The 21,701-nt window shown below is 38.7% G+C and carries 19 protein-coding genes and 1 pseudogene; 16 read left to right on the top strand and 4 right to left on the bottom strand.

All coding sequences use genetic code 11. The features are described from left to right. Positions 1–603 precede the first annotated feature (603 nt). The 4 genes from ACFPYN_RS04905 (at position 604) to ACFPYN_RS04890 (ending at position 5,375) form a co-directional block, all read left to right on the top strand. Positions 604–1,308, top strand: coding sequence for a hypothetical protein (locus ACFPYN_RS04905; protein ID WP_377732888.1), 705 nt, complete (start codon positions 604–606; stop codon positions 1,306–1,308). Between the two features lies 1 nt (position 1,309). Beyond that, on the top strand, positions 1,310–2,056 hold the full coding sequence (locus ACFPYN_RS04900) for a hypothetical protein (RefSeq protein ID WP_377732887.1): 747 nt from the start codon (positions 1,310–1,312) through the stop codon (positions 2,054–2,056). Positions 2,057–2,761: 705 nt separating this feature from the next. Beyond that, on the top strand, positions 2,762–3,724 hold the full coding sequence (locus ACFPYN_RS04895; RefSeq protein WP_377732886.1) for an L-lactate dehydrogenase: 963 nt from the start codon (positions 2,762–2,764) through the stop codon (positions 3,722–3,724). A gap of 25 nt (positions 3,725–3,749) precedes the next feature. Next, the gene (locus ACFPYN_RS04890) at positions 3,750–5,375 is read left to right on the top strand and encodes an L-lactate permease (protein ID WP_377732896.1); all 1,626 of its coding nucleotides are present in this window, start codon (positions 3,750–3,752) and stop codon (positions 5,373–5,375) included. 186 nt (positions 5,376–5,561) lie between these two features. Here the strand turns inward: ACFPYN_RS04890 and ACFPYN_RS04885 are convergent, their stop codons facing one another. Further along, positions 5,562–7,037: a protein adenylyltransferase SelO gene (locus tag ACFPYN_RS04885; RefSeq protein ID WP_377732885.1), complete on the bottom strand. Its 1,476-nt coding sequence runs from the start codon at positions 7,035–7,037 to the stop codon at positions 5,562–5,564. Between the two features lie 329 nt (positions 7,038–7,366). Here ACFPYN_RS04885 and ACFPYN_RS04880 point away from each other — a divergent pair, with 329 nt between their 5' ends. From ACFPYN_RS04880 to ACFPYN_RS04865, 4 genes are all read left to right on the top strand, one after another. Continuing rightward, positions 7,367–10,528 (top strand): DEAD/DEAH box helicase, encoded by a 3,162-nt coding sequence (locus tag ACFPYN_RS04880; RefSeq protein ID WP_377732884.1) that lies wholly within the window; start codon positions 7,367–7,369, stop codon positions 10,526–10,528. Between the two features lie 371 nt (positions 10,529–10,899). Beyond that, the gene (locus ACFPYN_RS04875) at positions 10,900–11,637 is read left to right on the top strand and encodes a hypothetical protein (RefSeq protein WP_377732883.1); all 738 of its coding nucleotides are present in this window, start codon (positions 10,900–10,902) and stop codon (positions 11,635–11,637) included. A gap of 33 nt (positions 11,638–11,670) precedes the next feature. Further along, positions 11,671–12,195: a DinB family protein gene (locus tag ACFPYN_RS04870; RefSeq protein WP_377732882.1), complete on the top strand. Its 525-nt coding sequence runs from the start codon at positions 11,671–11,673 to the stop codon at positions 12,193–12,195. Positions 12,196–12,330: 135 nt separating this feature from the next. After that, the gene (locus tag ACFPYN_RS04865) at positions 12,331–13,353 is read left to right on the top strand and encodes a Gfo/Idh/MocA family protein (protein WP_377732881.1); all 1,023 of its coding nucleotides are present in this window, start codon (positions 12,331–12,333) and stop codon (positions 13,351–13,353) included. 137 nt (positions 13,354–13,490) lie between these two features. Here ACFPYN_RS04865 and ACFPYN_RS04860 read toward each other — a convergent pair whose 3' ends face one another. After that, entirely contained in the window at positions 13,491–14,720 is a 1,230-nt protein-coding gene (locus ACFPYN_RS04860; protein WP_377732880.1) for an MFS transporter, read from the bottom strand. A gap of 249 nt (positions 14,721–14,969) precedes the next feature. On the opposite strand from ACFPYN_RS04860, the pseudogene ACFPYN_RS04855 reads away from it, so the two are divergent. The 4 genes and pseudogenes from ACFPYN_RS04855 to ACFPYN_RS04840 all read left to right on the top strand — a co-directional run. Then, positions 14,970–15,293, top strand: a pseudogene (locus tag ACFPYN_RS04855) (VOC family protein); the annotation flags it as partial. Between the two features lie 339 nt (positions 15,294–15,632). After that, on the top strand, positions 15,633–16,022 hold the full coding sequence (locus tag ACFPYN_RS04850; protein WP_377732895.1) for a VOC family protein: 390 nt from the start codon (positions 15,633–15,635) through the stop codon (positions 16,020–16,022). Between the two features lie 125 nt (positions 16,023–16,147). After that, entirely contained in the window at positions 16,148–16,768 is a 621-nt protein-coding gene (locus ACFPYN_RS04845; protein WP_377732879.1) for an NUDIX hydrolase, read from the top strand. An 82-nt stretch (positions 16,769–16,850) separates the two neighbouring features. Continuing rightward, positions 16,851–17,366 (top strand): hypothetical protein, encoded by a 516-nt coding sequence (locus tag ACFPYN_RS04840; protein ID WP_377732878.1) that lies wholly within the window; start codon positions 16,851–16,853, stop codon positions 17,364–17,366. A gap of 83 nt (positions 17,367–17,449) precedes the next feature. Here the strand turns inward: ACFPYN_RS04840 and ACFPYN_RS04835 are convergent, their stop codons facing one another. Beyond that, positions 17,450–18,040 carry a hypothetical protein gene (locus ACFPYN_RS04835; protein ID WP_377732877.1) on the bottom strand — a complete coding sequence of 197 codons (591 nt, stop codon included), beginning with the start codon at positions 18,038–18,040 and terminating at the stop codon, positions 17,450–17,452. 239 nt (positions 18,041–18,279) lie between these two features. On the opposite strand from ACFPYN_RS04835, the gene ACFPYN_RS04830 reads away from it, so the two are divergent. From ACFPYN_RS04830 to ACFPYN_RS04820, 3 genes are all read left to right on the top strand, one after another. Continuing rightward, positions 18,280–18,504, top strand: a complete 225-nt coding sequence (locus ACFPYN_RS04830; RefSeq protein ID WP_377732876.1) for a hypothetical protein — start codon at positions 18,280–18,282, stop codon at positions 18,502–18,504. A 124-nt stretch (positions 18,505–18,628) separates the two neighbouring features. After that, positions 18,629–19,120, top strand: coding sequence for a DinB family protein (locus ACFPYN_RS04825; protein ID WP_377732875.1), 492 nt, complete (start codon positions 18,629–18,631; stop codon positions 19,118–19,120). A gap of 129 nt (positions 19,121–19,249) precedes the next feature. Next, entirely contained in the window at positions 19,250–19,651 is a 402-nt protein-coding gene (locus ACFPYN_RS04820) for a GNAT family N-acetyltransferase (protein WP_377732894.1), read from the top strand. Between the two features lie 101 nt (positions 19,652–19,752). On the opposite strand, the gene ACFPYN_RS04815 is transcribed toward ACFPYN_RS04820, so the two are convergent. Further along, on the bottom strand, positions 19,753–20,226 hold the full coding sequence (locus tag ACFPYN_RS04815) for a hypothetical protein (protein ID WP_377732874.1): 474 nt from the start codon (positions 20,224–20,226) through the stop codon (positions 19,753–19,755). Positions 20,227–20,529: 303 nt separating this feature from the next. Between ACFPYN_RS04815 and ACFPYN_RS04810 the strand changes: the two genes are divergently transcribed. Beyond that, a complete protein-coding gene (locus tag ACFPYN_RS04810; protein WP_377732873.1) occupies positions 20,530–21,639 on the top strand; it encodes a sugar ABC transporter substrate-binding protein in 1,110 nt (369 codons plus the stop codon). The last annotated feature ends 62 nt before the right edge of the window (positions 21,640–21,701 follow it).

Genomic DNA, 21,701 nt, shown 5'->3' with positions numbered 1-21,701 from the left:
TCTTTTCTAACCAAACTTGTTCTTTTTCTTTTCTTTTCAAATAAAATCCCCCCAGAAAATCAAATCTGGGAGGAGTATCTCATGAATCTTCTTCTATTAGAATGTGTGCACTATTTGACGCTCACTAATTTCCTACTTCATCGATGACAGGCTTTTTGATTTTTTATATAAGTGAGAATGATTTTTGGTAAATCATGTCCCACAATAAATTCGATAAGACTGATCTATTTCTGCCGGTACTGTGCAGAAACCCGTATGTTCTTGTGAATGCGAGTAAGGGATCAGAAAGAACTTCAAGCAGTCGCCCATCACACTGTAATCTCCTTCTTAGGAATGAAGGCGCAGGGACCATAATCAGTAGATTCGCCACTTAGTGCGGCATAGCTCCTTTTAATATTTCAAAAAGTCTTCTCATATTGTTAATCGAAAGGAAGCCGATTCTCTCCTTTTTATAAAACACCAACATTATAAATGAACCGATTCTTGAAAAAGAGAAATATTGGAAGGGGATTCGAATTTCTTTGTCGAAATTAAGAAGGTGCTAACTAGGTTTATAAAGATATGAATCATGTGCAATCATTAGCAATAAGGGGAATGATTTTCTTGGAGACCAACAATGTGGTGGAAGTGAGTATGACAATAATAGCGTGGTGTATCATTGCATGGATTGCCTATCGTCTGTATAGCAGACAATCAGATGAATTGGAAATTTGGAAAGTGCTAGTGGTCATACTAGTCGGGTTGTTTTCGTTCTCATTTAATACTGAGATGTTCGGTACGTTGATGAGAATACCGATTTTGCCGTTGGGTGTATGGGGTTTATATGCATACTTTAGAAAAAAGAACGAGGAATGGAAGATTTACCGTACCTTTGCCTGGTTTGGTTTTGCAGCCAACTTTATCTTTCTCATCTTCACGCTGCTTGCGATTCCGATTTTTCAGGCCATTTATCCGGGAAATGAACCGTTGACTTATCTTTCGAACATTGACGACGCTTCCATTATTCCTATTCACCCTGGGGTAAAGCAACAGCAGATGGATAAAGAAAATGCTTTGGCAACTATCCTTGATTTCAGTGAAGAACCGATACAGAGCACAGACTGGTATTACGGAGCGAATTTGGAATACGATTCAACAAACACACAAGAAAAGTTTCCGTACCAACTTATCGGAGCTATCCCTAAATGGGGCAGTGGATTGATCTCGGTGGTTTATATCGAAGAGGATGGAAAAGGACTTTTGATATCCACCCCAAAAGAACAGCGGTATTTTCGCTTTAAAGACTCTCTGATTGAGGGGGTAAATTAAGATGTCAAAGAAAAAACGACTAGTCATAATAAGTGTCTTGGCCATATTACTGGTCATCAGTTTGATTTATTGGATTACTTCTAACAATCCGAACTCCTTTCCAGATAAGGGGGAATTGATTAAGGAAATCAATCACATCTTCCCGGAAGCAAATGTAAAAGAAATTCAGGACACCATCGAGGTTGATGAAAAACATGTATTTGTCCCCTTTAAATCTGAAGAGAACAATTATGGAGTCAGTTATTGGGTATGGAAAAAAAGCGACTGGGAGCTAGCATCAGCCAATACAGGTGGTAATCCACATTCATGGCGTATTGAGGATGGAGATATCTCCACTACCCACTTGGTGTGGAACATTTCTCCTGAAATACCTATTGAAAAGCTGAAGTTCTATCTGATAAAAGATCGGACATTCCACATCACTGAAGGCATTGAGTACTATGATCCAGGTGTTCAACTCGAGGAACTAGTTAAACTCTCGGACACATCATACGGTGCTATGCCATTGCCGGATAGTTGGTCATCCATTTTGGCTTCATATACGGAGTTGGAGACAGCTAGACAGCCAGATATATTCAGCAATTTCTTTATAGAACACTATATGTATTTTGGCTGGATGGCCTATGATCGTTCGGGCAAAGTGCTTCCTACTGTTAATGCGTTGAATGGAAGCGGCTTTTCTGGTGGGGATGACCACATAGAGTATATTAGGTTACTGGATAAGTTAGAGATTGAGACAGTTAAGTAGAAATTCGAGTAATTATTAATGCCTGTCATCGAATGAAGTAGTTTCACACTTTACTCGATGACAGGCATTTTTTTAATCAAGTACCACAATAATTTAGCTCATTTAAAAAGTGAAATAAAATGCGAAGACGGATCGATAGCCTTTTACGAAATTGTTTGGTTGCCCATAATAGGGTAGCCTTTTTTGTGGAATAAATTAGGTGAAACCGAATAAACCACCGTTAAGTGGAGTATACGGGCGGTGTATAACACTCCACGTGTGATAAAAGTTACAGTGTTTCGCATGAGGATGCATTACGCTAAATATAACCTAATTTAATGAAAGAAGTGAAAAAAGTGAGCAAACAAAAACATGTTTCAGACGCGGATATAAAAAGGAACATTGTGGTTAATTGTTTACTTAATATTTATAGACTATAAAAGGATTGGATTAGGATGCATTTCATAAATACACAAAAATTCGGCTCATATTTGGCCTCATTTTACGCACCTCCAGGTTCAGAAGGGTTTAGGACATGGGAAGAGCTGAGTAAAATGATAGTCTTAATGTTAATTACTTTATTTGTTTTCATTACTTTGAATACAGGTATGATAATCGATTTAAATAGTTTAGATAATTAATAGAAACAAGAAAGTCTAATGGTGAATCTGTTCAAAAAAATATTTCCTTTTTACAACAGTATTGATATGAAAGGAAGATCAACTTATGAAAAAAGAAAAAATAAGCAGTGTCGCAGTAATTGGAACAGGATATGTAGGATCAAGCTACGCCTTTGCTCTTATGAATCAAGGAATTGTAGATGAGTTGATCTTGATTGATGTAAATAAAGAAAAAGCAATCGGTGAGGTAATGGATTTGAATCATGGGAAAGTATTCTCCCCAGATTCAACCAATATCCTTTTTGGAGAGTATAAAGATTGTGCAGATGTAGATATAGTTGTTATTTGTGCAGGAGCGAACCAAAAACCAGGAGAAACACGCCTTGACCTTGTGGATAAGAATTTGATTATTTTTAAAACAATTGTCGAGAATGTCATGGCTAGTGGATTTAATGGTATCTTTCTTGTCGCAACCAATCCCGTTGACATCTTAACTTACGCTACGTGGCATTATAGTGGGTTACCGAAAGGACGAGTCATAGGATCTGGTACCATTCTTGATACAGCCCGTTTCCGATACTTAATAGGTGATTATTTTAAAATTGCACCCAAAAATGTTCATGCGTATATCATCGGAGAACACGGTGACAGTGAGCTACCTGTTTATAGTTCCGCAGACGTGGGAGGCATTCCCATTTTGAAAATGATTGAACGTCAAGAACAGTATAAAAAAGAAGATTTAGATGAAATTTTCATTAATGTACGGGATGCAGCCTACAAAATCATTGAAGGTAAAGGTGCTACTTACTATGGCATCGCCATGGGACTTGCGCGAATTACAAAAGCCATTTTAAACAATGAAAATAGCGTGTTAACAGTATCTGCTCATCTGGATGGTCAATATAGTGAAAAAAATGTATACATGGGTGTTCCAGCAATCATAAATCGTAGTGGGATCCGAGAAATTGTCGAATTAGAACTCAATGAAGAAGAACAACAAAAATTCCAACACAGCGCAGATGTCTTAAAAGCCATTTTGGCGCCTCGCTTTGAAGAAGTGAAATTATAATTTCAACTAGAAAGAAGGATGCATCATCTGGATCCAAGATTATAATCCATTAAATAACACATACTTATCTGCCTTGGTTGCAGCCCTTCCTGTCATATTCTTTCTTTTGGGTCTAACTCTATTCAAAATGAAGGGCATTATCGCAGCCCTTTTCACCCTAATCATTAGCATAATTGTATCGACATTTTTATTCCAAATGACATTTTTAAAGGCCATTGCTGCAGTCTTCCACGGGATTGCCAACGGTTTGTGGCCAATCGGCTATATCGTGATAATGGCAGTTTGGCTCTATAAAATCTCGGTTAAAACAGGGAAATTTGACGTGATTCGTGGAAGTATCGCAAATATCTCACGAGACCAACGACTTCAAGTATTACTGATTGGCTTTAGCTTCAGTGCATTTTTAGAAGGTGCAGCCGGTTTTGGTGTTCCAATAGCCATTTGTGCAGCCTTATTAACAGAACTTGGGTTCCGTCCATTGAAAGCGGCAATGCTTTGTTTAATTGCAAATGCTGCATCTGGAGCATTTGGTGCAATTGGAATTCCTGTTATCGTCGGGGCGCAAATGGGCAATATGGAGCCAATCGATTTATCTCGTACACTGGCTTGGACACTGCCTTTTATCTCTTTCATCATTCCATTCTTACTCGTCTTTATTCTCGACAAATGGAAAGGTATAAAAGAAACGTTACCAGCTTTACTTGTCGTGAGTGGAACATATACAGCTCTTCAAACACTCACTATCATATTTTTAGGACCAGAGTTAGCCAATATAATTTCTGCTCTTGTGAGTATGGCTGTTCTTGCGCTTTTCTTAAATAAATGGCAGCCAAAAAATATCTATCGTGAAAATCCTGACGAAGAGGTAGGCGTCCAGCAAAACTACTCTCTTAAAGAGATTATTCTTGCTTGGTCTCCGTTTTACATTTTGACAGGAATGATTTTGATCTGGAGCCTTCCAGTTTTCAAAGCTTTATTTTTAGAAGGTGGTCTACTCTATAAGACAACACTATTGTTACCGATTCCTGGATTAGACGGTCAAGTCGTGAAAGTCCCACCAATTGCTGCAATCGAAACACCATTAATTGCCATCTTTAAACTGGACTTGATTTCTGCAACAGGTACGGCGATTTTCTTAGCCGTTATGTTAACAGGTATGTTTAGTAATAGAATTAACTTAAAAGAAGGTATGGAAAGCTTAGGCGATACACTGAAAGAACTTTGGATCCCTGTTTTAACCATCTGTTTTATTATGGGATTTGCCAATCTTTCAAACTATGCAGGACTTTCTTCTTCAATCGGCCTTTCACTCGCAAAAACAGGCGATATCTTTCCATTGGTATCCCCAGTTCTTGGATGGATCGGCGTATTTATCACAGGCTCTGTTGTTAGTAACAATGCCTTATTTGGAAATCTCCAAGTCGTGACAGGTCAACAAATTGGCACAAGTTCTGCTCTTCTTCTTGCTGCCAACACAAGTGGTGGGGTAATGGCCAAACTGATTTCTCCACAATCGATTGCCATTGCAACAGCAGCCGTAAAAGAAACTGGACAAGAATCAACCTTACTTAGAATGACTATCAAATATAGTCTGGCACTACTCGGGCTCATCTGCATTTGGACTTACCTTTTATCTCTTTTTGGTATCTGATATGGGTGGCACTACTGTCCCTGAAATCTGTCTCAAGTGTTGTTGATTAATGTCCGAGGATTCTCTGTCTTGTTCGAAGTGGTTCAAGAATCAAGTAATAAATAAAAAATGCCTGTCATCAAAAGAAGTAGTTTCATACTTCATTCGATGACAGGCATTTTCTCTAACATTTATTTTGATTATTAATCAAGTACCACAATAAGTTCGATAAGACTCATTAGGTTCTGTCGGCACTGTGCAGAAATCCGTCTGCTCTTGTGTATGTGCAAAAGGTTTTGAAAGAACTTCAAGCAGTTTCTCCATCACGCTATAATCTCCACGTTCCACTGCAGCTTCTAGTGCTTCTTCTACCCGATGGTTGCGAGGGATTATTGCAGGATTGCTGTTTCGCATTAACTGCTGAGAGTCTTCTTTAGATTCCTGCTGTCTGCTTAGTCTTGCTTGCCACAGCTCATTCCACATCTTAAATTCTTCGCTGTTAAACAGAGCCGTGTCTTCCAACTTATCTAAAGTCAGTGAACGGAAGGTATTGGTATAGTCCGCACTATGCTTTTGCATCATATTTAGGAGATCCTCAATAAGTTTTTCATTCGCTTCTTCTGCGTTGAAAATGCCAAGTTTTTCTCTCATTCCCGCATACCAATTCTCGTGATAGAACTTATTAAATTCTCCGATTGCTTCTGTGGCTATTTTAATCGCCTCATTCTGATCATCATGAAGAAGCGGCAATAGTGTTTCTGCAAATCGCGCGAGATTCCATCCACCAATATATGGTTGATTTCCGTAAGCATAACGGCCTTGTCGGTCAATGGAGCTGAATACCGTTGCTGGATCGTAGTTATCCATGAAGGCGCAAGGACCGTAGTCAATCGTTTCTCCGCTAATGGTCATATTGTCGGTGTTCATCACACCGTGTATAAAGCCAACCAATTGCCATTTAGCAATGAGCGAAGCTTGACGTTTAATCACTTCTCGAAGGAACGATAAATATCGATTGTCATCAGCATCTACTTCAGGATAATGGCGTTTTATTGTATAATCAGCCAGTTCCCGCACTTCCTCGATTGAGCCAAAGTTTGCAGCGTATTGGAACGTACCGACACGGATGTGACTAGCAGCAACTCGGGTCAGAATTGCACCTTGCAGTTCAGTTTCGCGGAGTACGGATTCACCGGTAGTCACCACTGCCAGACTGCGGGTAGTAGGAATATCGAGTGCATGCATGGCTTCGCTAATGATATATTCACGTAGCATTTGTCCAAGTCCCGCTCGACCATCGCCGCCGCGGGAATAAGGCGTTCTACCTGAACCTTTGAACTGAATATCAAACCGTTCACCATCAGGAGTGATTTGCTCTCCTAGTAAAAGAGCTCGACCGTCTCCTAACATGTTGAAATTCCCGAATTGATGCCCTGCGTAAGCTTGAGCAAGAGGTGCTGCTCCTTCTGGAATTTTGTTTCCTGCAAGTTCAGCTACTCCGTATTTGCTTTGTAACGCATCAGCATTTAACCCTAATTCCGTCGCTAATGGGGTATTTAAAATAATCAAACCCGGCGAGCGTACTGCATCTGGAGTGAAGCTTGTGAAAAATACTTGCGGTAGTCGAGCATAACTGTTGTCAAAGTTCCATCCTGTTTCTAACATTGCTTTTTCCTCTGTCATCGAATCACCTTTTCTTTTAATGTCTTTTATCTTTCACATATGATTATTATTTGTTATTTACTTTCTATATAAAAAGGCATCTCATTTAATGTTTACTTCTTCCAATTTATTATACCCTTCTAACACTTAGATAGCGTCTATTTAGCATTTTCTAAGTGTGTACTAAAAACAGTGCCTTAAAGACTTATAAACATGAAAGTGAGCAGAGGAATTCAACAACCTGTGGCAGGATGCTTGTAACGACAACCTCAGTTCGAGATAATAGGGAAAACACTTAGACAGTAACTTGATTTCTCCAACCAACCATGTGCTTCAGGAAGGATCACCCCATGAATTTTTCATTAAATGAGTCAAAAATAAAAAGACTATGCGGAATGGCCGCTTATAAAAAAGGCAAAGTCATTAACCAAGCAGGGAAAATCTTACTCGAGCCCGATGAAGAGGACGATTTATCCATAAAGGCTGTTGTAGAAGGTGGTAGGGACAAGTTCCAGATAAGCGTGAGACAAACGCAAGATGGAAAAATTCTAGCTTCTTGCAGTTGTCCACCGGTCGGATTCGTAACGACTTACTGCCATCATATTGCGGGGGTTCTTTTGGCAATCGATGAAAACCAACAACGGGAAAATCCCATGACGGCTAAAATGCTGGATTTATTCACTCAGCAAGCACCGAGACCAAGAGGCAAAAGGCTGCATTTCGATAAGAGACAGGTTCTCCTTGTGGAATTTAGCTGTAGCCCTGTGTTTCTCGGGAAGGCAGGCTATGTATTGGGGATAACCATAAAAGCCGGGACCGAAAGATTAGATAGAATCGTAAACGTGAAAGAATTCTTGAAAAAAGTCGAGCAAGGAAATTCGTATGAATGCGCTCCAGATTTTTTCTATAGCCCTGAAATCTATAGTTTTGACAAAGAAACAGAGGAAGTCATTGTATTTTTAATGAAGAGTCAGCGTATTGCAGAAGGTTTGGAGTTTGCAAAAGATACATTGGTCATATCCGCCTCCGATTGGGAGCAGCTACTGCCTTTATTACTGAAAGTTCCTTTAGTGAAGGTGATTCATGCTGGAACGACGGTTGAAGGTCTTCACTTAGAGAAACAGTTGCCTTTGTCTTTTCGATTTGACCAAGCTCGTTCAGGTGGTTATCAACTAGATGTTGACGGACTAGATGAGATTCTCGTGTTAAAAGCTTACGAAATGGCATTTTCTCGAGGAGCATTCATCCAAATGTCCACAGAAGACATCAACCGTCTGGGCGATTTAAAAGAATTGATGGAAGGGTCAGGAAAGAAGCTCATCATTTCTTCTACTCAAATGGATCATTTTATGGAAACGGTCATTCCAGGATTAAAGCGATTAGGGATAGTACATATTGCCAATTCAATCACTGAACGCTTGGTAGAAACACCATTTCGCGCAAAATTGTTTTTAGATCGCCTCAAACATCGCTTAGTAGCTGGTGTGGAGTTCCATTATGGACATTTGGTTATTAACCCATGCGAAGAAACGGAAGATGAGTTCCGACATTATCCCGGCGTCCGACGACAGCGCAATAAAGAACAAGAAATCATGAAATTAATGCAAGGCAGCTCGTTTAATCAGACAGATGGTGGTTTTTACATGCACGACGAAGAAGCGGAATATCATTTTCTGTTTCACGTCGTTCCAGATTTAGAAAAATTGCTTCAAATTTATGCTACGACCGCAGTGAAATTACGAGTGCAAAAAGCGTATGCCGGTCCGAAAATTAAAGTAGAGAATAAGGAAAGAACAGATTGGTTGGAGTTCCGTTTTGACCTCCAAGGGATTCCAGAATCAGAAATCAAGAAATTATTGAAGTCTCTCGAAGAAAAGAGCAAGTATTACAGGATTCCGAGCGGTACGTTAATGTCTCTGGAGACAAAGGAATTCTTGGCATTGAACGATTTCCTGCGCGACTTAGGGATAACATCAGAAAACTTCGATGAAGAAAAAATCCGTGTCCCTTTGATTCAAGGAATGCAGCTAGTTGAGACTCTTGAAGACGGACAGCTAGTAGATCCAGGGAAAACGTTCGCTAAGCTAATGAAAAATTTACATACTCCTGAGAACTTGGTTAGTGAAGTGCCGGAGAGTTTAGAGAGCGTGCTCCGAGATTACCAGAAAGTCGGGTTCAGCTGGTTCAAGTTGCTGGCCAAGTATAAATTTGGAGGCATTTTGGCTGACGATATGGGGCTTGGCAAAACGGTGCAAAGCATTGCATTCATCATGTCGGTTCTTCCGGATATTCGTGCCCGAAAGTTGCCCGTATTGATTGTAGCCCCATCTTCTTTGCTCTATAACTGGATGAATGAACTGAAAAAATTTGCTCCAGAGATACAGGCAGGAATTATAGATGGAAATAAAGAAAGAAGAACGTTTTTATTAAAAGAAAGTACGGGATTAGATGTCATCATTACATCTTACCCAGTGTTACGAATGGATAGGGCACTATACCGTGACAAACACTTTCATACGTTATTTTTAGACGAAGCACAGGCATTTAAAAACCCTGTGACCCAGACGGCAAAAGCAGTCAAAGTGATTCAGGCAAAATACCGTTTCGCCCTTACTGGGACACCAATCGAAAATTCGTTGGATGAATTATGGTCGATTTTCTCTGTCGTCTTTCCAGAACTGTTGCCGAATCGAAGACTCTATAGCGAGATGAGACGGGAAGCTATAGCTAAACGAGTACGTCCGTTCATTTTACGGAGGTTGAAAAAAGAGGTCTTGAAAGAACTGCCTGATAAAGTCGAAATCATTCAGATGTCCGAACTGCAAACAGAGCAGAAAAAGTTGTATGCCGCTTATTTGGCGGAATTGAAACAAGATGCTTTAAAGCATTTGAACAAAGACAGCTTTCAAAAAAATCGCATTAAAATTTTAGCTGGATTGACGCGATTACGCCAACTATGCTGCCATCCTGCTTTATTCGTTGAAGGATATGAAGGTGGGTCAGCTAAATTTGATCAATTAATGGAAATTGTGGAGGAATGCCGAATCTCAGGAAGACGGGTATTAGTGTTTTCCCAATTTACGAAAATGCTTGGCATTATCGCACAGCGATTGAGTGAAAATGGCCAACCTTATTTTTATTTAGACGGTAAAACACCCCCTAGAGAACGTGTAGAATTATGCAACCGGTTCAATGAAGGCGAAGGGGATTTATTTCTAATTTCCTTAAAAGCAGGGGGTACTGGATTGAATCTGACAGGAGCCGATACGGTGATCCTATATGACCTTTGGTGGAATCCAGCGGTCGAGCAACAAGCTGCAGACCGGGCACATCGCATGGGGCAGGAAAATGAAGTCCAGGTCATCCGCTTGGTGGCGAAAGGAACCATTGAAGAGAAAATCACCCAACTTCAAATGAAAAAGCAAAACCTAATTGACGAAGTAATCCACTCAGGCGAAGAACCACTAAAGGCTATGACAGAAGAAGATATCCGCGAAATATTGAGGGTATGATAAAACTTAAAAATAATACACAGAAGCGACCGAAAATTAATTTTCGGTCGCTTCTACTATTTTCTAAGGTGTGGAATCTTTCTATGGGTGGCACTTTATCGTCGAAAATGCACAGGTACCAACAGAGGAAAAGGTGCCACCCATAGTGATAACGGGTTCTGTTTTAAGTTCAGTTTTCCCGTGTTACTATAAAACAACTTAAAATGTATAACTAATTGCACCTCAATTTTGATGCTTTTTTCATTGAGTTTTTCAACGGAATAAAAAATGTTGCGAAATATTCTAATAATTAAAGGGTGTTTTGTGAAAATGAGGTAAAATACAATAGATAAAGTGCTTACTGTTTAAAAAACTTAGTGAGTTAGGGGTGGTTGGTTCTGAAGAAAAAGATTGGCTTTCTTTCTGTCTGTTTAATCTCAATGTTGTTGTTAATAGGATGTAACCAAGATCAGGTTATTGGGTTTGATGAGACTATTGAGACTGATATGAAACAACTTTCAAGGGTGGATGTACAACAGATAAATTCAGATGGAAGTTTCGAAGATGTAACAACTATTGGAGATAAAGATTCTGTTGATTTGCTTAGAAAAATATTTGTGCAAATTGAATGGGAACAAGATAAAAAAGTAACGATGTCTAGAGATGAAGATGTAAAAGCAAATTTATTTTTCAACTGGGATAAAAATATGCCAGAGAGAATTTTTGAATACTCCATTTGGTTTGAAACAGGAGGAAATGCAACCATTACTGTCAGCGATGAAAATGCCTATGGAAGACTAGATAAAGTAAATGCCCAAACTTTAAGCGATTTGATTGCAATATCACCTTTACCATTAACAGAAATCATCACTGAAGAACCTTTAATTATCGGTTATATTGTAGAGATTAATGAAGAAAAACAAGTAATTGCTATTGTGGAAAACATAACAAAAAAAGAAGCCATAGACTGGAAAGACAGTCAAAGCCTTGATGTCCACTGGCTGTCTTCAAATGGAACAAAGTTTGAGGGCGAATTGGTAAAAGGTAACAAGATAGCTGTTTGGAAGTCTGGAAATGGACCAGAGAAAACAGGAGAAATTGCTAAACGCATTATAGTCTTAGAAAAATAAGAAATGCACTATCTAAAAAGGGAGGCTATCATTATGAAGTTTCAAATTGATGAGGCAATTGAAATACTCGAACGTACACCAACAGTACTTAGTAATTTGCTTTTTGGATTATCGAATTCATGGACTGTTTGTGACGAAGGAGAAGCAACTTGGAATGCATTTGATGTAATTGGTCACCTTATCGAAGGGGAAAAATATAATTGGATTCCACGAATAGAAATAATTATTTCTAAGGGAGAAACGGAAACCTTCCCGGTATTTGATCGCTTTAGTCAACTTCACCAAAATACTGAGAAAACAATTGAACAATTACTTAATGAGTTTACAGAACTCCGTATGAATAGCCTAGAAAGGTTAGGAAGTTTAATTAATTCTCCTATAGATTTAGGAAAAATGGGTTTACATCCTGAATTTGGAAGTGTGAAACTTAGAGAACAACTATCAACATGGGTTGCACATGACCTCGATCATATATCGCAAATTGCCAGAGTGATGGCAAAACGGTATACAGAAGATGTTGGACCATGGAAGGCTTATCTGCGCATCCTGAATCAATAAACTCAGGAAAAACTTTGATGCACACAGATTTATGGGTGGCACTTTACCGTCAAAAATGCACAGGTACCAACAATGAATGATTACTTAAAGGCTTCTTAACGAGTCTAATCCTGATTATATTAAGGAGGAACTATAATGATAAATGTTGCATTATTAAGTAGATGGCATGTACATGCTGATGATTATGAAATAGAGATAAGGGAAAACGAACACCTTTCCGTCCAACTTGTATGGGACGAAGATATAGAGCGTGGTAGAAAATGGGCAGAGGAGCTGGGTGTACCGTTTGAACAAGACTTACAATCAGTTCTAGCAAACCCTTCCATAGATGCTATTGTTGTCACTACACCTACGAATCTCCATAAAGAAATCATTCTTGCTGCAGCAAAAAATAAAAAACATATTTTCACTGAAAAGGTGTTGGCATTTTCCGTCAAAGACTGTGAGGAAATTTTTGATACAGTCAAAGCACAAGGGGTTAATCTAATGGTTTCTTTACCTAGGTTAACAATGGATTATTATTTATATGCTCAAAATGTAGTGGACAAAGGATGGCTTGGTAAATTGACAATGGTTCGTTGTCGAGTTGCTCATAATGGAGCCGTGCCAACAAATGAGGGGGAAACACAAGGATGGTTGCCTGAACGATTTTTTGATAAGGAACAATGTGGTGGAGGTTCATTAATTGATCTTGGGGCACACCCGATTTATTTGACTAATCGTTTAGCTGGAAAAGCACAAGCCCTACACGCGCGGTTGCAGCAAACAAATAATCTAGGAGTGGATGATAGCGCTGTTGTGTTACTAGAGTATGAATCTGGTGCACTCGGTGTTATTGAGACTAGTTTTTTATCAAATGGAAGTCCGTTTCAGTTAGAACTTTATGGGACAGAAGGAACACTGCTAATTGAAGATGAACATATTCGTTTGAAAAGTAGTCAGCTAGAAGAAGGAGTATGGATAAATCCTGTAGAACTAAAGCCATCTTTACCAATGCCATTGGAACAGTGGGTAGCGATAATTAAAGATGGAACTGTATCCACAATTACGAAAGAAGATGTGATTAATTTGACACTAATAAATGAAGCCGCGGCTTTGTCCCATAAAGAAAGTCGTCGAATTGAATTAAAAGAAATTGTGGGAGGAACTAGAAGTTAGGAGGAACCGATTTAGATAGTTAGATTTAGAGAGATTCTCTTGTAAAAGGAAACTGCTACTTTAACAATTTATTAAACCAAAAGACACCACCAATCAACTGTCGATTGGTGGTGTCTTCTATATTGCTTGCTCATTCATTACTTTTGTATAGGCTCTGAAGTCATTTTCTGATCACGAGGGAGTGCAAGTCCTACAAGACCAAGGATTGGTAACAATGAAATGATGATCATCGTCTGATAGATCCCAATGTGGTCCATTAATATACCGATTGCGACTGCACCAATTGCCCCCATACCAAAAGATAAGCCTACTGTTAGCCCTGCCATTGTCCCAATTTTACTCGGAACGAGTTCTTGTGCATAAACTACCGTAACCGAAAAACTTAACATAATAAAGAACCCAATGAGTATTAGCAAAACAATCACTGCAGGTAGTGGTACATACGGCAAGAGAAGGGCTAATGGGATAGGGACTAAAAGCGATAGTACGATGACATTTTTCCGCCCCATTTTATCTGCCAACGGACCTCCGAAAAATGTCCCTACAGCTCCAACTGCTAGAAATAGGAAGATGATGAGCTGGCCTTTTTGAATCGTTAAGCCATATGCTTCTATTAAATGAAAGACATAAAAGCTGGTTATATTCGTTACATAAATGGACCTGGAGAAAATAATCATTAGTAAAAGACCAAGTGCAATACCTATTTGCTTTTTCGTTAAATTGGCCATTGAAGACAATAGCACTCTTTTACGATTTAATAATTTTTCTTGTTCTAACTGTTCTTTATACCAAGCTGAGATCTTCATTAATATATAAATACCGAGCGCCGCGACTAATAAAAATAGAGCTGCTCCTTTTTGACCAAGTGGAACTAAGATAAATGCACTGATTAGTGGGGCTAAAGCTTGTCCAGTATTTCCACCCACTTGATAAATGGATTGTGACAGACCTCTTTTTGGTCCTGCTGCCATAAATGACACACGAGAGCCTTCTGGATGGAAAATGGCAGAACCAAGTCCTATGAAAATGACGGATACAAGAATCATCCAGTACTCCGGGGCAAACGCTAAGCCTGCCATTCCGAAAAATGAAAGTGTCATTCCAAATGGAAGTGAATAGGGCCTTGGTTTTAAATCACTAAAATAACCGACAACCGGTTGTAGCACGGAAGCAACCATATTCAAGGCGAAGGCGATGAGCCCTAATTGTGTAAACGTCAGTCCAAGATCTTTTTCAAGGACTGGAAACATCGCTGGTATGACGGATTGAAGCGAATCATTTAGTAGATGGACTCCACTTATCGCAAATATGATGGGATAGACAGGATTGGAGACCAGTGAAGATGAAGCTGTTTTTGCTGTTGTCATTATTACACCCTCAATCCTTCTAGACTCGAAATAAATAGATGAATATAGTATAGCAACCACTTTGAAAGAATGAAAGGTGATAAATATTCAATCCAAGAGAGATGTTAGATGTTTCGGGTAACATCTTCTAAAATGTTTTGCCACACAGAGACTACTTATTCATTCATCCTAAAGGAGTAGATTTCATTCATCCGATAGTACATAGGGTTTGGTCATAGAGTTTTGTAAAATTGACTTGAGGTGTTGAACATGAAAATTCTAAGAATAGTGTTGGAGACAGGAAATGTTGAGGAAATGAAACAGTTTTATACTGAAATTTTGGAGATGCCACTCTTAAGAGCAAAGGAAAGCTTTTTTACGGCTAGAGCTGGGAATACGCATATTACGTTTCAACAATCTAGCACTGATGAAGCTCACTTATATCACTTTGCTTTAAGAACTACTCTTTCTTTCTATGAGTATATGTTGAGGAAAATGAAAGATGAGAACATGAATTTTTTAGCTGATTCCGAAGGGAACTTGAGTCGGTATTGGAAAGGGAAACAAGTATATTTTCATGATCCTGACGGCAATATTGTCGAGATTTTAGAGCGGGAGATTCCTGAGGAGAAAGAAACTCACGGGTGGGTTGATGTTTGTGAAATCGGAGTTCCTTCTGCAAGTGTTGAAGACATGAGTGAGTTTCTAACACCTATCAACAATGTGAATCCTGCTGAATCTGATACGTTTCGCTTTTATGGGGATGAGCTTGGAACTTTTGTTTTGGTGAAAGAAGGTCGTAACTGGTACCCGACAGATAGACCAGCTACGATTCATCCAATTGTGGTTGAAGTAGAGGGAGATACTTACCAAGTTTTGAAGCATTCAAGTTTACCCTTTACCGTGAAATTGAAAAAGTCATGGTCCAGGGAAATGCCTGTGGTTCAGATGAGAATCGCAAGACCGACAGATCAATTAGACAAGATTATTGAATTTTATGAAACAGGATTGGGACTGCAAAGAGTCGGTGAGTTCTGGCAACATAATGGCTATGATGGTGTGATGTATGGGCTACCTGACACGAATTTTCATCTAGAGTTTACGGCTCATGAAGTAGGTTCACCTTGCCCCGCTCCAACCAAAGACAATTTGCTCGTTTTTTATTTACCGAGTTGGGATGTAATGAATAAGGTAACAAGCAGGTTAGAGGAGATGGGGTATCCAGAAGTTGAAGCGGAAAATCCTTATTGGGATAATGCCGGAATTACAATCGAAGATCCTGATGGATGGAGGATTGTCCTGTTTTCTTCGACTGGGTTGTAGTGAAAATTTTTGGGAATTTAAGTTGTGCGACTAACTTAAATTTGAATTAGCATCTTCTTTTATCATTCGAATTTTTTTCATGCTACCATAGGAGTATATGAAACTAGACGATGGGGGGTTATCTTATGGACTTGGAAAAAATCAAGAATGGGTTAACTCAAAATCAACCTCTTTTTATTGGAGAGGAAACGGCGATGCGTTCGGCGGTTTTGATTCCGCTTGTTCAAGTGAATGAAGAGTGGCATGTCCTTTTTGAAGTTCGTTCACTTACAATGAGGAAACAGCCAGGTGATATCAGTTTTCCAGGCGGGAGAATTGATCCAACAGATGCATCTCCAGTAGACGCAGCCATCCGTGAAACGCATGAAGAGTTAGGTGTTGATCCCTCGAGCATCCGCATTTTGGGTCAGATGAGCGCATTTATACCAACGTCGTCATTTGTTGTTTATCCATTTGTCGGTATTATCGATGACCATCTGAATTATCAACTAAACAAAGTAGAAGTAGAGAAAGTATTCACAGTGCCAGTCGACTGGCTATTAAATCATCAGCCATATAAACATTTGGTTCCCATGCAACCCATGCCCCTAACCGATTTCCCTTACGATAAAATTGCGAACGGCAATCATTACCAATGGAGACCACGATCTATAGAGGAATGGTTTTATGACTATGAGCAGTATACAATCTGGGGATTAACGGCACGGGTGTTAAAACATTTTATCGATACCTTAAAAAAAGAATAGGTACGCATATCAATCAACCTTCAATGATATACTTCCTGTAAGTAGGGGAAAAAATCAAGGGATATAAATTGGAGGAATCTATATGTATGATCCAACCATTTTTGAGAATTTAAAAGTATCTTTTGAAAATCATGTGTATGACCTACACAATGTAATCCCCAAAATTAATATTACGAACCGGGTTGATCGAATGGACCTCTCCGTTATGGCCAGAGATTTTGCCATTCAATTTACACTCATCGATCAACAAGACGTGACAGCGGAAATTGTATTAGAAGCTTCTATAGAAGATTTGTCAGCGGAGATATTGGAGACACCTGGGAAGAATCCTGGTTGTACCCTGGTATTACGCTTTAACAAACGTGTTCAAAATGTAACTGATCAGTGTAAAAAGATTGAGCAAGCCCTAACAGAGATTTGGGAATCTGACGTCCAGCTAACTCAAACACTGAGCTACTTATACGGACAAGAAGCCTCAAGATACTTAAACACCATTGAAGTGGCATTTACTCATAAAATTAATGAGAAGCATATGGATGACATTGAAGATTTCCTTGAACATGTTTTAGAAACTTTGGAAGTTTTGAATGATATTTAAATAATCAAATAGCAGAAATGGGAAATGAGCGATGACATAGTCACCGCTCATTTTTTCTATCTATAGGTTTGGTTTCCTAGAGTTTATTTTAATTCAACAGATAGTAGATACACTTGTTCATAATCAGTGGCTCTTTTTATATCTTCTTTTGTTTTTATACTAAAAGTAGAACTTCCATTAACAAAGTATGAAATTGCCCCAATTACTTTACTTTCTCCAATAATCAAGGGACCTTCAATTACACCTTCAGAGGTTGAACCGAATTTCATTCTTTCTTTTCCATCGATATTATTCTTAAAAGATCCAGATGTTTGACCATCGTCTGTCATGGTCGATATTAACCATTTATCCTCATTTTCATTTACTGGTTGTTGAATGAAGGCAACTCTTATCGTATCATCAATATTTTCTTGTTGTATCCCTGAACTCATTTTGCAAACCTGACGCACAAGTTTCCCATTTTCATAATAATCAACTGTCCCAATCATTTCCGTGATTTCATCATTATTTATTTCCAAATCAAAGATAAAGGAATGGTCAGTCGTTAGATTAACAAGACCTTCTTCAAACTTTGTCAGCTCTACCTTTTTAATTATTGCATCGCCTTTTGATTCCTTCGTACAACCAGTGAGTAGTAATAATGAAAGGACAAGGAATGCTGATAAATACTTCAAATGAAAACCCCACTTTTTAAAATAGTATATTTTAATGACCGTTTTTATATAACTATGCAGCAATACTTGTTTACATATTTTAACATAAAATTAATGGCCATCCAACGGGAGAAATCAGAAAATTTATTTTGATGGGTTAATTCGATCGTGTTGCAGGGAAGTAATGGTTTATTGACGAAGTGAAAGATGCATTCAATTTGTCATCTCAATAATGCCCATTTGGTGAGGAGTTCATTAATATGAAAGAATTCAAAGTTACATATTTCTTCGATGAAGAGCATTACATCAGAAGGTTTATCTATATGGAGGCCCAAGAAAAAGCACAAGAGTTGATTCAAAGTGAACGGGACCAATACATTTCGTTTACGGACAGCAGAGGAATTTATCATGAACTGGATACACGAAATGTTCGAGTCATCCAAATTTCTGAGTATCACAGAGTGGATAAAAGTAAAAAGAAGTAATGATGAATCGGAGTTTTATTACAGGACAATAAATATACTTTGTAGAATCTACTAATAACACGTCATTATAATTAATTGAAATATTTTTGGGGCGTATGGAAAAGTACTTAAAGGGGTGTATGGAGTGAATCAAACTGAATATGAATGGGTCAAACAGACTCGAGAACTCATTTTTGATTTTTGTCGTGAACTAGATCCACAAGATTTTAGTCGCCAAGTGGATGGATTCGGGTTTCAAAGTATGAGAGATTCTCTAGTACATATATCAGACTGCTATCATGCTTGGCTAGGCTCATATGTTTTATTGAAAACGAAGAAACCAATTACAACAAAGGAAGATTTGGCTGAAATGGGTTTGGATGAAATAAAAGTTCGTTTTGATCAAGTGGATTTGTATGTAAAAGAGGTATTTGAAGTATTCTCGAATCACATGGATGAGCCAATTCAAAAAAGAATACCTTGGAGAGCAGATGAAGAACTACTATCAATTACGCCTGGTAAATTACTTATGCATACAATCACTCACGAATTCCATCACAAGGGTCAGATCGTAGCCATGGCACGTCACCTAGGTTATGAACCTCCAAGTACAGATGTGTTAGGAACAATGAATTAGAGAAATTAAGCTACTACTACATATCTACTTGTTTTATAGAAGACTATTAGTTACACAGGAGGGGTATTATTGGATCCAAATATAAGGTTTAGAATTGCAACAAAACATGACTTGGAAAGAATAGTGGAAATGCTGGCTGATGATGTTTTAGGTAGCAAGCGAGAGCGTAACGAGCGACCACTACCTGACAGTTACATCAAAGCATATCAGGCTATTTCAACTGACCCGAACAATGAGTTGATAGTAGCTTGTCGGGGAGATGAAGTTATTGGAGTTCAACAAATTACATTTACACCCTATATCACACATCAAGGTGGATGGAGGGCTACGATTGAAGGCGTGAGAACATCTTCCTCCGAACGTGGCAAAGGACTGGGAACCGAACTAATTCGCTTTGGCATTCAACGTGCTAAAGAGCGAGGTTGTCACGTGGTTCAGCTCACCACGGATAAAAAACGAGAAGATGCCTTACGTTTTTATGAAAGTTTAGGCTTTAAAGCATCACACGAAGGGTTAAAGATGCATCTTTAGCTAATTGGAAACTGTATAAAATTAAGAATGAAGGGGTTCCGATACTCCTTCATTCTTTTTGATTCTACGAAATTGTAACTAGACACCTGTCGAATACATTTTTACAGTGAAATCAACTTAACCCCCAATGAATCTGATATCCCTTTCGCACCTTCATTCATCACCTGATTGTGGTTCCATACGAAAGCTGGCCGCAATAGAGGAGCCAACTTATTCATCCATTGTTTATTGGTATTAACTTTCCAAATATATTGTACGTGAGTGATTGACCCTTCCTGAGACAATGTCCAAATGCCTTGTCCTTCTAACTCGCCAAATGCCTTAATTTCAAGGTAGGTGGGGCTTACCAGTTTTACTACTTCAGATTCGAACGCTAGCTTATAAGGTAACTTGGTATTGAAAAACAACGTAAATCGATCCCCAACCGCAAGTTTGGTTGACTCTTTCTTCACTCTTGTTGAGTCCAACCCCTTCCACCATTCTCCGTAGTTAAATTCATTAATAAGGTCCCAAATCTGTTCGATGTCTGCTTCAAACTTCCAGTTGGTTTCAAAATTATAATGATAAATCGACATATGTATGACCCTCCGAAGTTCTTTTTGGTTTATATGGATGTATACCCAAAAGAACATAGGCAATTAACATCTATTCAGGTCAATTTTTGACACTGAGCGGTAGCACAGTTGTAAAAAAAGGGGTTCACGTAGGGAAAATCGCCATTGACGTAGGAATTTCCCGAAAAACACTCACATAATTCAGAAAAGATAAAAAAGTATAGGTGATACCAAAAGAGTGCTATTGATAGCGCTTTCATAAACAATTTCCACAGCTATAATTTAGTTGTAATCAAAGAAAACAAAGGGAAAAGGGGCATGGAAATGACTAAAAAGTCGAAGGCAGTATTGTTATCAATCTTTCTAATGATGTTCACATTTATCGCAGCAGGATGTACTGACGGAGGAGGAAGTAGTGAAGTAAACGTAGGTATCGTACTTCCAACGAAAGATGAACCAAGATGGGTTCAAGATGAGCAAAGATTTAAAGATGCAATCGCTGAAACAGATTACACAAGTGAGATTTTGTTCAGCCAAGGTTCATCTGCTAAAGAAAAAGAAAACGTAGAAACATTGATTAGTAAAGGAATCGATGTATTAATCATTTGTCCACAAGACGGTGACGCTGCTGCAGCTGCAGTAGAAGCAGCTAAAAAAGAAGGTATTACAGTTATTTCTTACGATCGTCTAATTACAAATACTGATGCAGTAGATTACTATGTTACTTTCGATAGCTTGGCAGTTGGGGCAGCTCAAGCACAATACTTAATAGACAATGCACAAGGTTCAGACGTTCCATTGTACTTATACGCTGGAGCAGCTACTGATAACAATGCATTTTTATTCTTTGAAGGAGCTTGGAAAGTGCTTCAACCAAAAATCGCTGATGGTACATTCAAAATTGCTAACTCTAGCGAAGCTGAAGCGTTAAAAGATACAGCTGACCTTTCACGTGATCAACAAAGTAAAATCATTGGTCAAATTACAACGAACTGGGATGCAAACGACGCGAAAAACAAAGCACAAACACATTTAACTGCCGTAAGTGATGAGTTAAAAGGTGATGTGGCAATTCTTGCACCAAATGATGGAACAGCTCGTTCAATCGCCGATGTATTCGGTTCAGATAGTGCGGTTTCAAATTTCCTTGTAACTGGTCAAGATGCTGAAAAAGCGTCAATTCAATACATTTTAGACAGCAAACAATCGATGACTGTATTCAAAGATGTTCGTACACTTGTTAAAGATGCAATGGGTATGGCAGTAGAAGTTTTGGATGACAAAACACCTGAAACGACTGGTTCATATGACAACGGAGAAGTAGAAGTAAAAGCAAAACAAACAGACGTAATTGTAGTGGATAAAGAGAACGTTGAGAAAGAGCTTATTGAATCTAAATATTACGAAGCAAGCGAATTTACAGGTCTGGAATAACAATCATGTATAAGTAGAACGGGAGATAGTGATAGATACGTCTATCACTATTTCGCCATTGT

This window comes from Paenisporosarcina macmurdoensis (genome assembly GCF_042658845.1).
Taxonomy (GTDB): Bacteria; Bacillota; Bacilli; order Bacillales_A; family Planococcaceae; genus Paenisporosarcina; species Paenisporosarcina macmurdoensis.
The sequence above is the reverse complement of the archived record's forward strand: the minus strand, read 5'-3'. Positions and strand labels throughout refer to the sequence as shown.

What these genes read in the sequence shown, in the direction of transcription:
- ACFPYN_RS04900 (WP_377732887.1), top strand. Translation starts at nt 1,310, where the DNA reads ATGTCAAAGAAAAAACGACTAGTCATAATAAGTGTCTTGGCCATATTA.
- ACFPYN_RS04895 (WP_377732886.1), top strand. Translation starts at nt 2,762, where the DNA reads ATGAAAAAAGAAAAAATAAGCAGTGTCGCAGTAATTGGAACAGGATAT.
- ACFPYN_RS04885 (WP_377732885.1), bottom strand. Translation starts at nt 7,037, where the DNA reads ATGACAGAGGAAAAAGCAATGTTAGAAACAGGATGGAACTTTGACAAC.
- ACFPYN_RS04880 (WP_377732884.1), top strand. Translation starts at nt 7,367, where the DNA reads ATGAATTTTTCATTAAATGAGTCAAAAATAAAAAGACTATGCGGAATG.
- ACFPYN_RS04870 (WP_377732882.1), top strand. Translation starts at nt 11,671, where the DNA reads ATGAAGTTTCAAATTGATGAGGCAATTGAAATACTCGAACGTACACCA.
- ACFPYN_RS04865 (WP_377732881.1), top strand. Translation starts at nt 12,331, where the DNA reads ATGATAAATGTTGCATTATTAAGTAGATGGCATGTACATGCTGATGAT.
- ACFPYN_RS04860 (WP_377732880.1), bottom strand. Translation starts at nt 14,720, where the DNA reads ATGACAACAGCAAAAACAGCTTCATCTTCACTGGTCTCCAATCCTGTC.
- ACFPYN_RS04850 (WP_377732895.1), top strand. Translation starts at nt 15,633, where the DNA reads ATGCCTGTGGTTCAGATGAGAATCGCAAGACCGACAGATCAATTAGAC.
- ACFPYN_RS04845 (WP_377732879.1), top strand. Translation starts at nt 16,148, where the DNA reads ATGGACTTGGAAAAAATCAAGAATGGGTTAACTCAAAATCAACCTCTT.
- ACFPYN_RS04840 (WP_377732878.1), top strand. Translation starts at nt 16,851, where the DNA reads ATGTATGATCCAACCATTTTTGAGAATTTAAAAGTATCTTTTGAAAAT.
- ACFPYN_RS04830 (WP_377732876.1), top strand. Translation starts at nt 18,280, where the DNA reads ATGAAAGAATTCAAAGTTACATATTTCTTCGATGAAGAGCATTACATC.
- ACFPYN_RS04820 (WP_377732894.1), top strand. Translation starts at nt 19,250, where the DNA reads ATGCTGGCTGATGATGTTTTAGGTAGCAAGCGAGAGCGTAACGAGCGA.
- ACFPYN_RS04815 (WP_377732874.1), bottom strand. Translation starts at nt 20,226, where the DNA reads ATGTCGATTTATCATTATAATTTTGAAACCAACTGGAAGTTTGAAGCA.
- ACFPYN_RS04810 (WP_377732873.1), top strand. Translation starts at nt 20,530, where the DNA reads ATGACTAAAAAGTCGAAGGCAGTATTGTTATCAATCTTTCTAATGATG.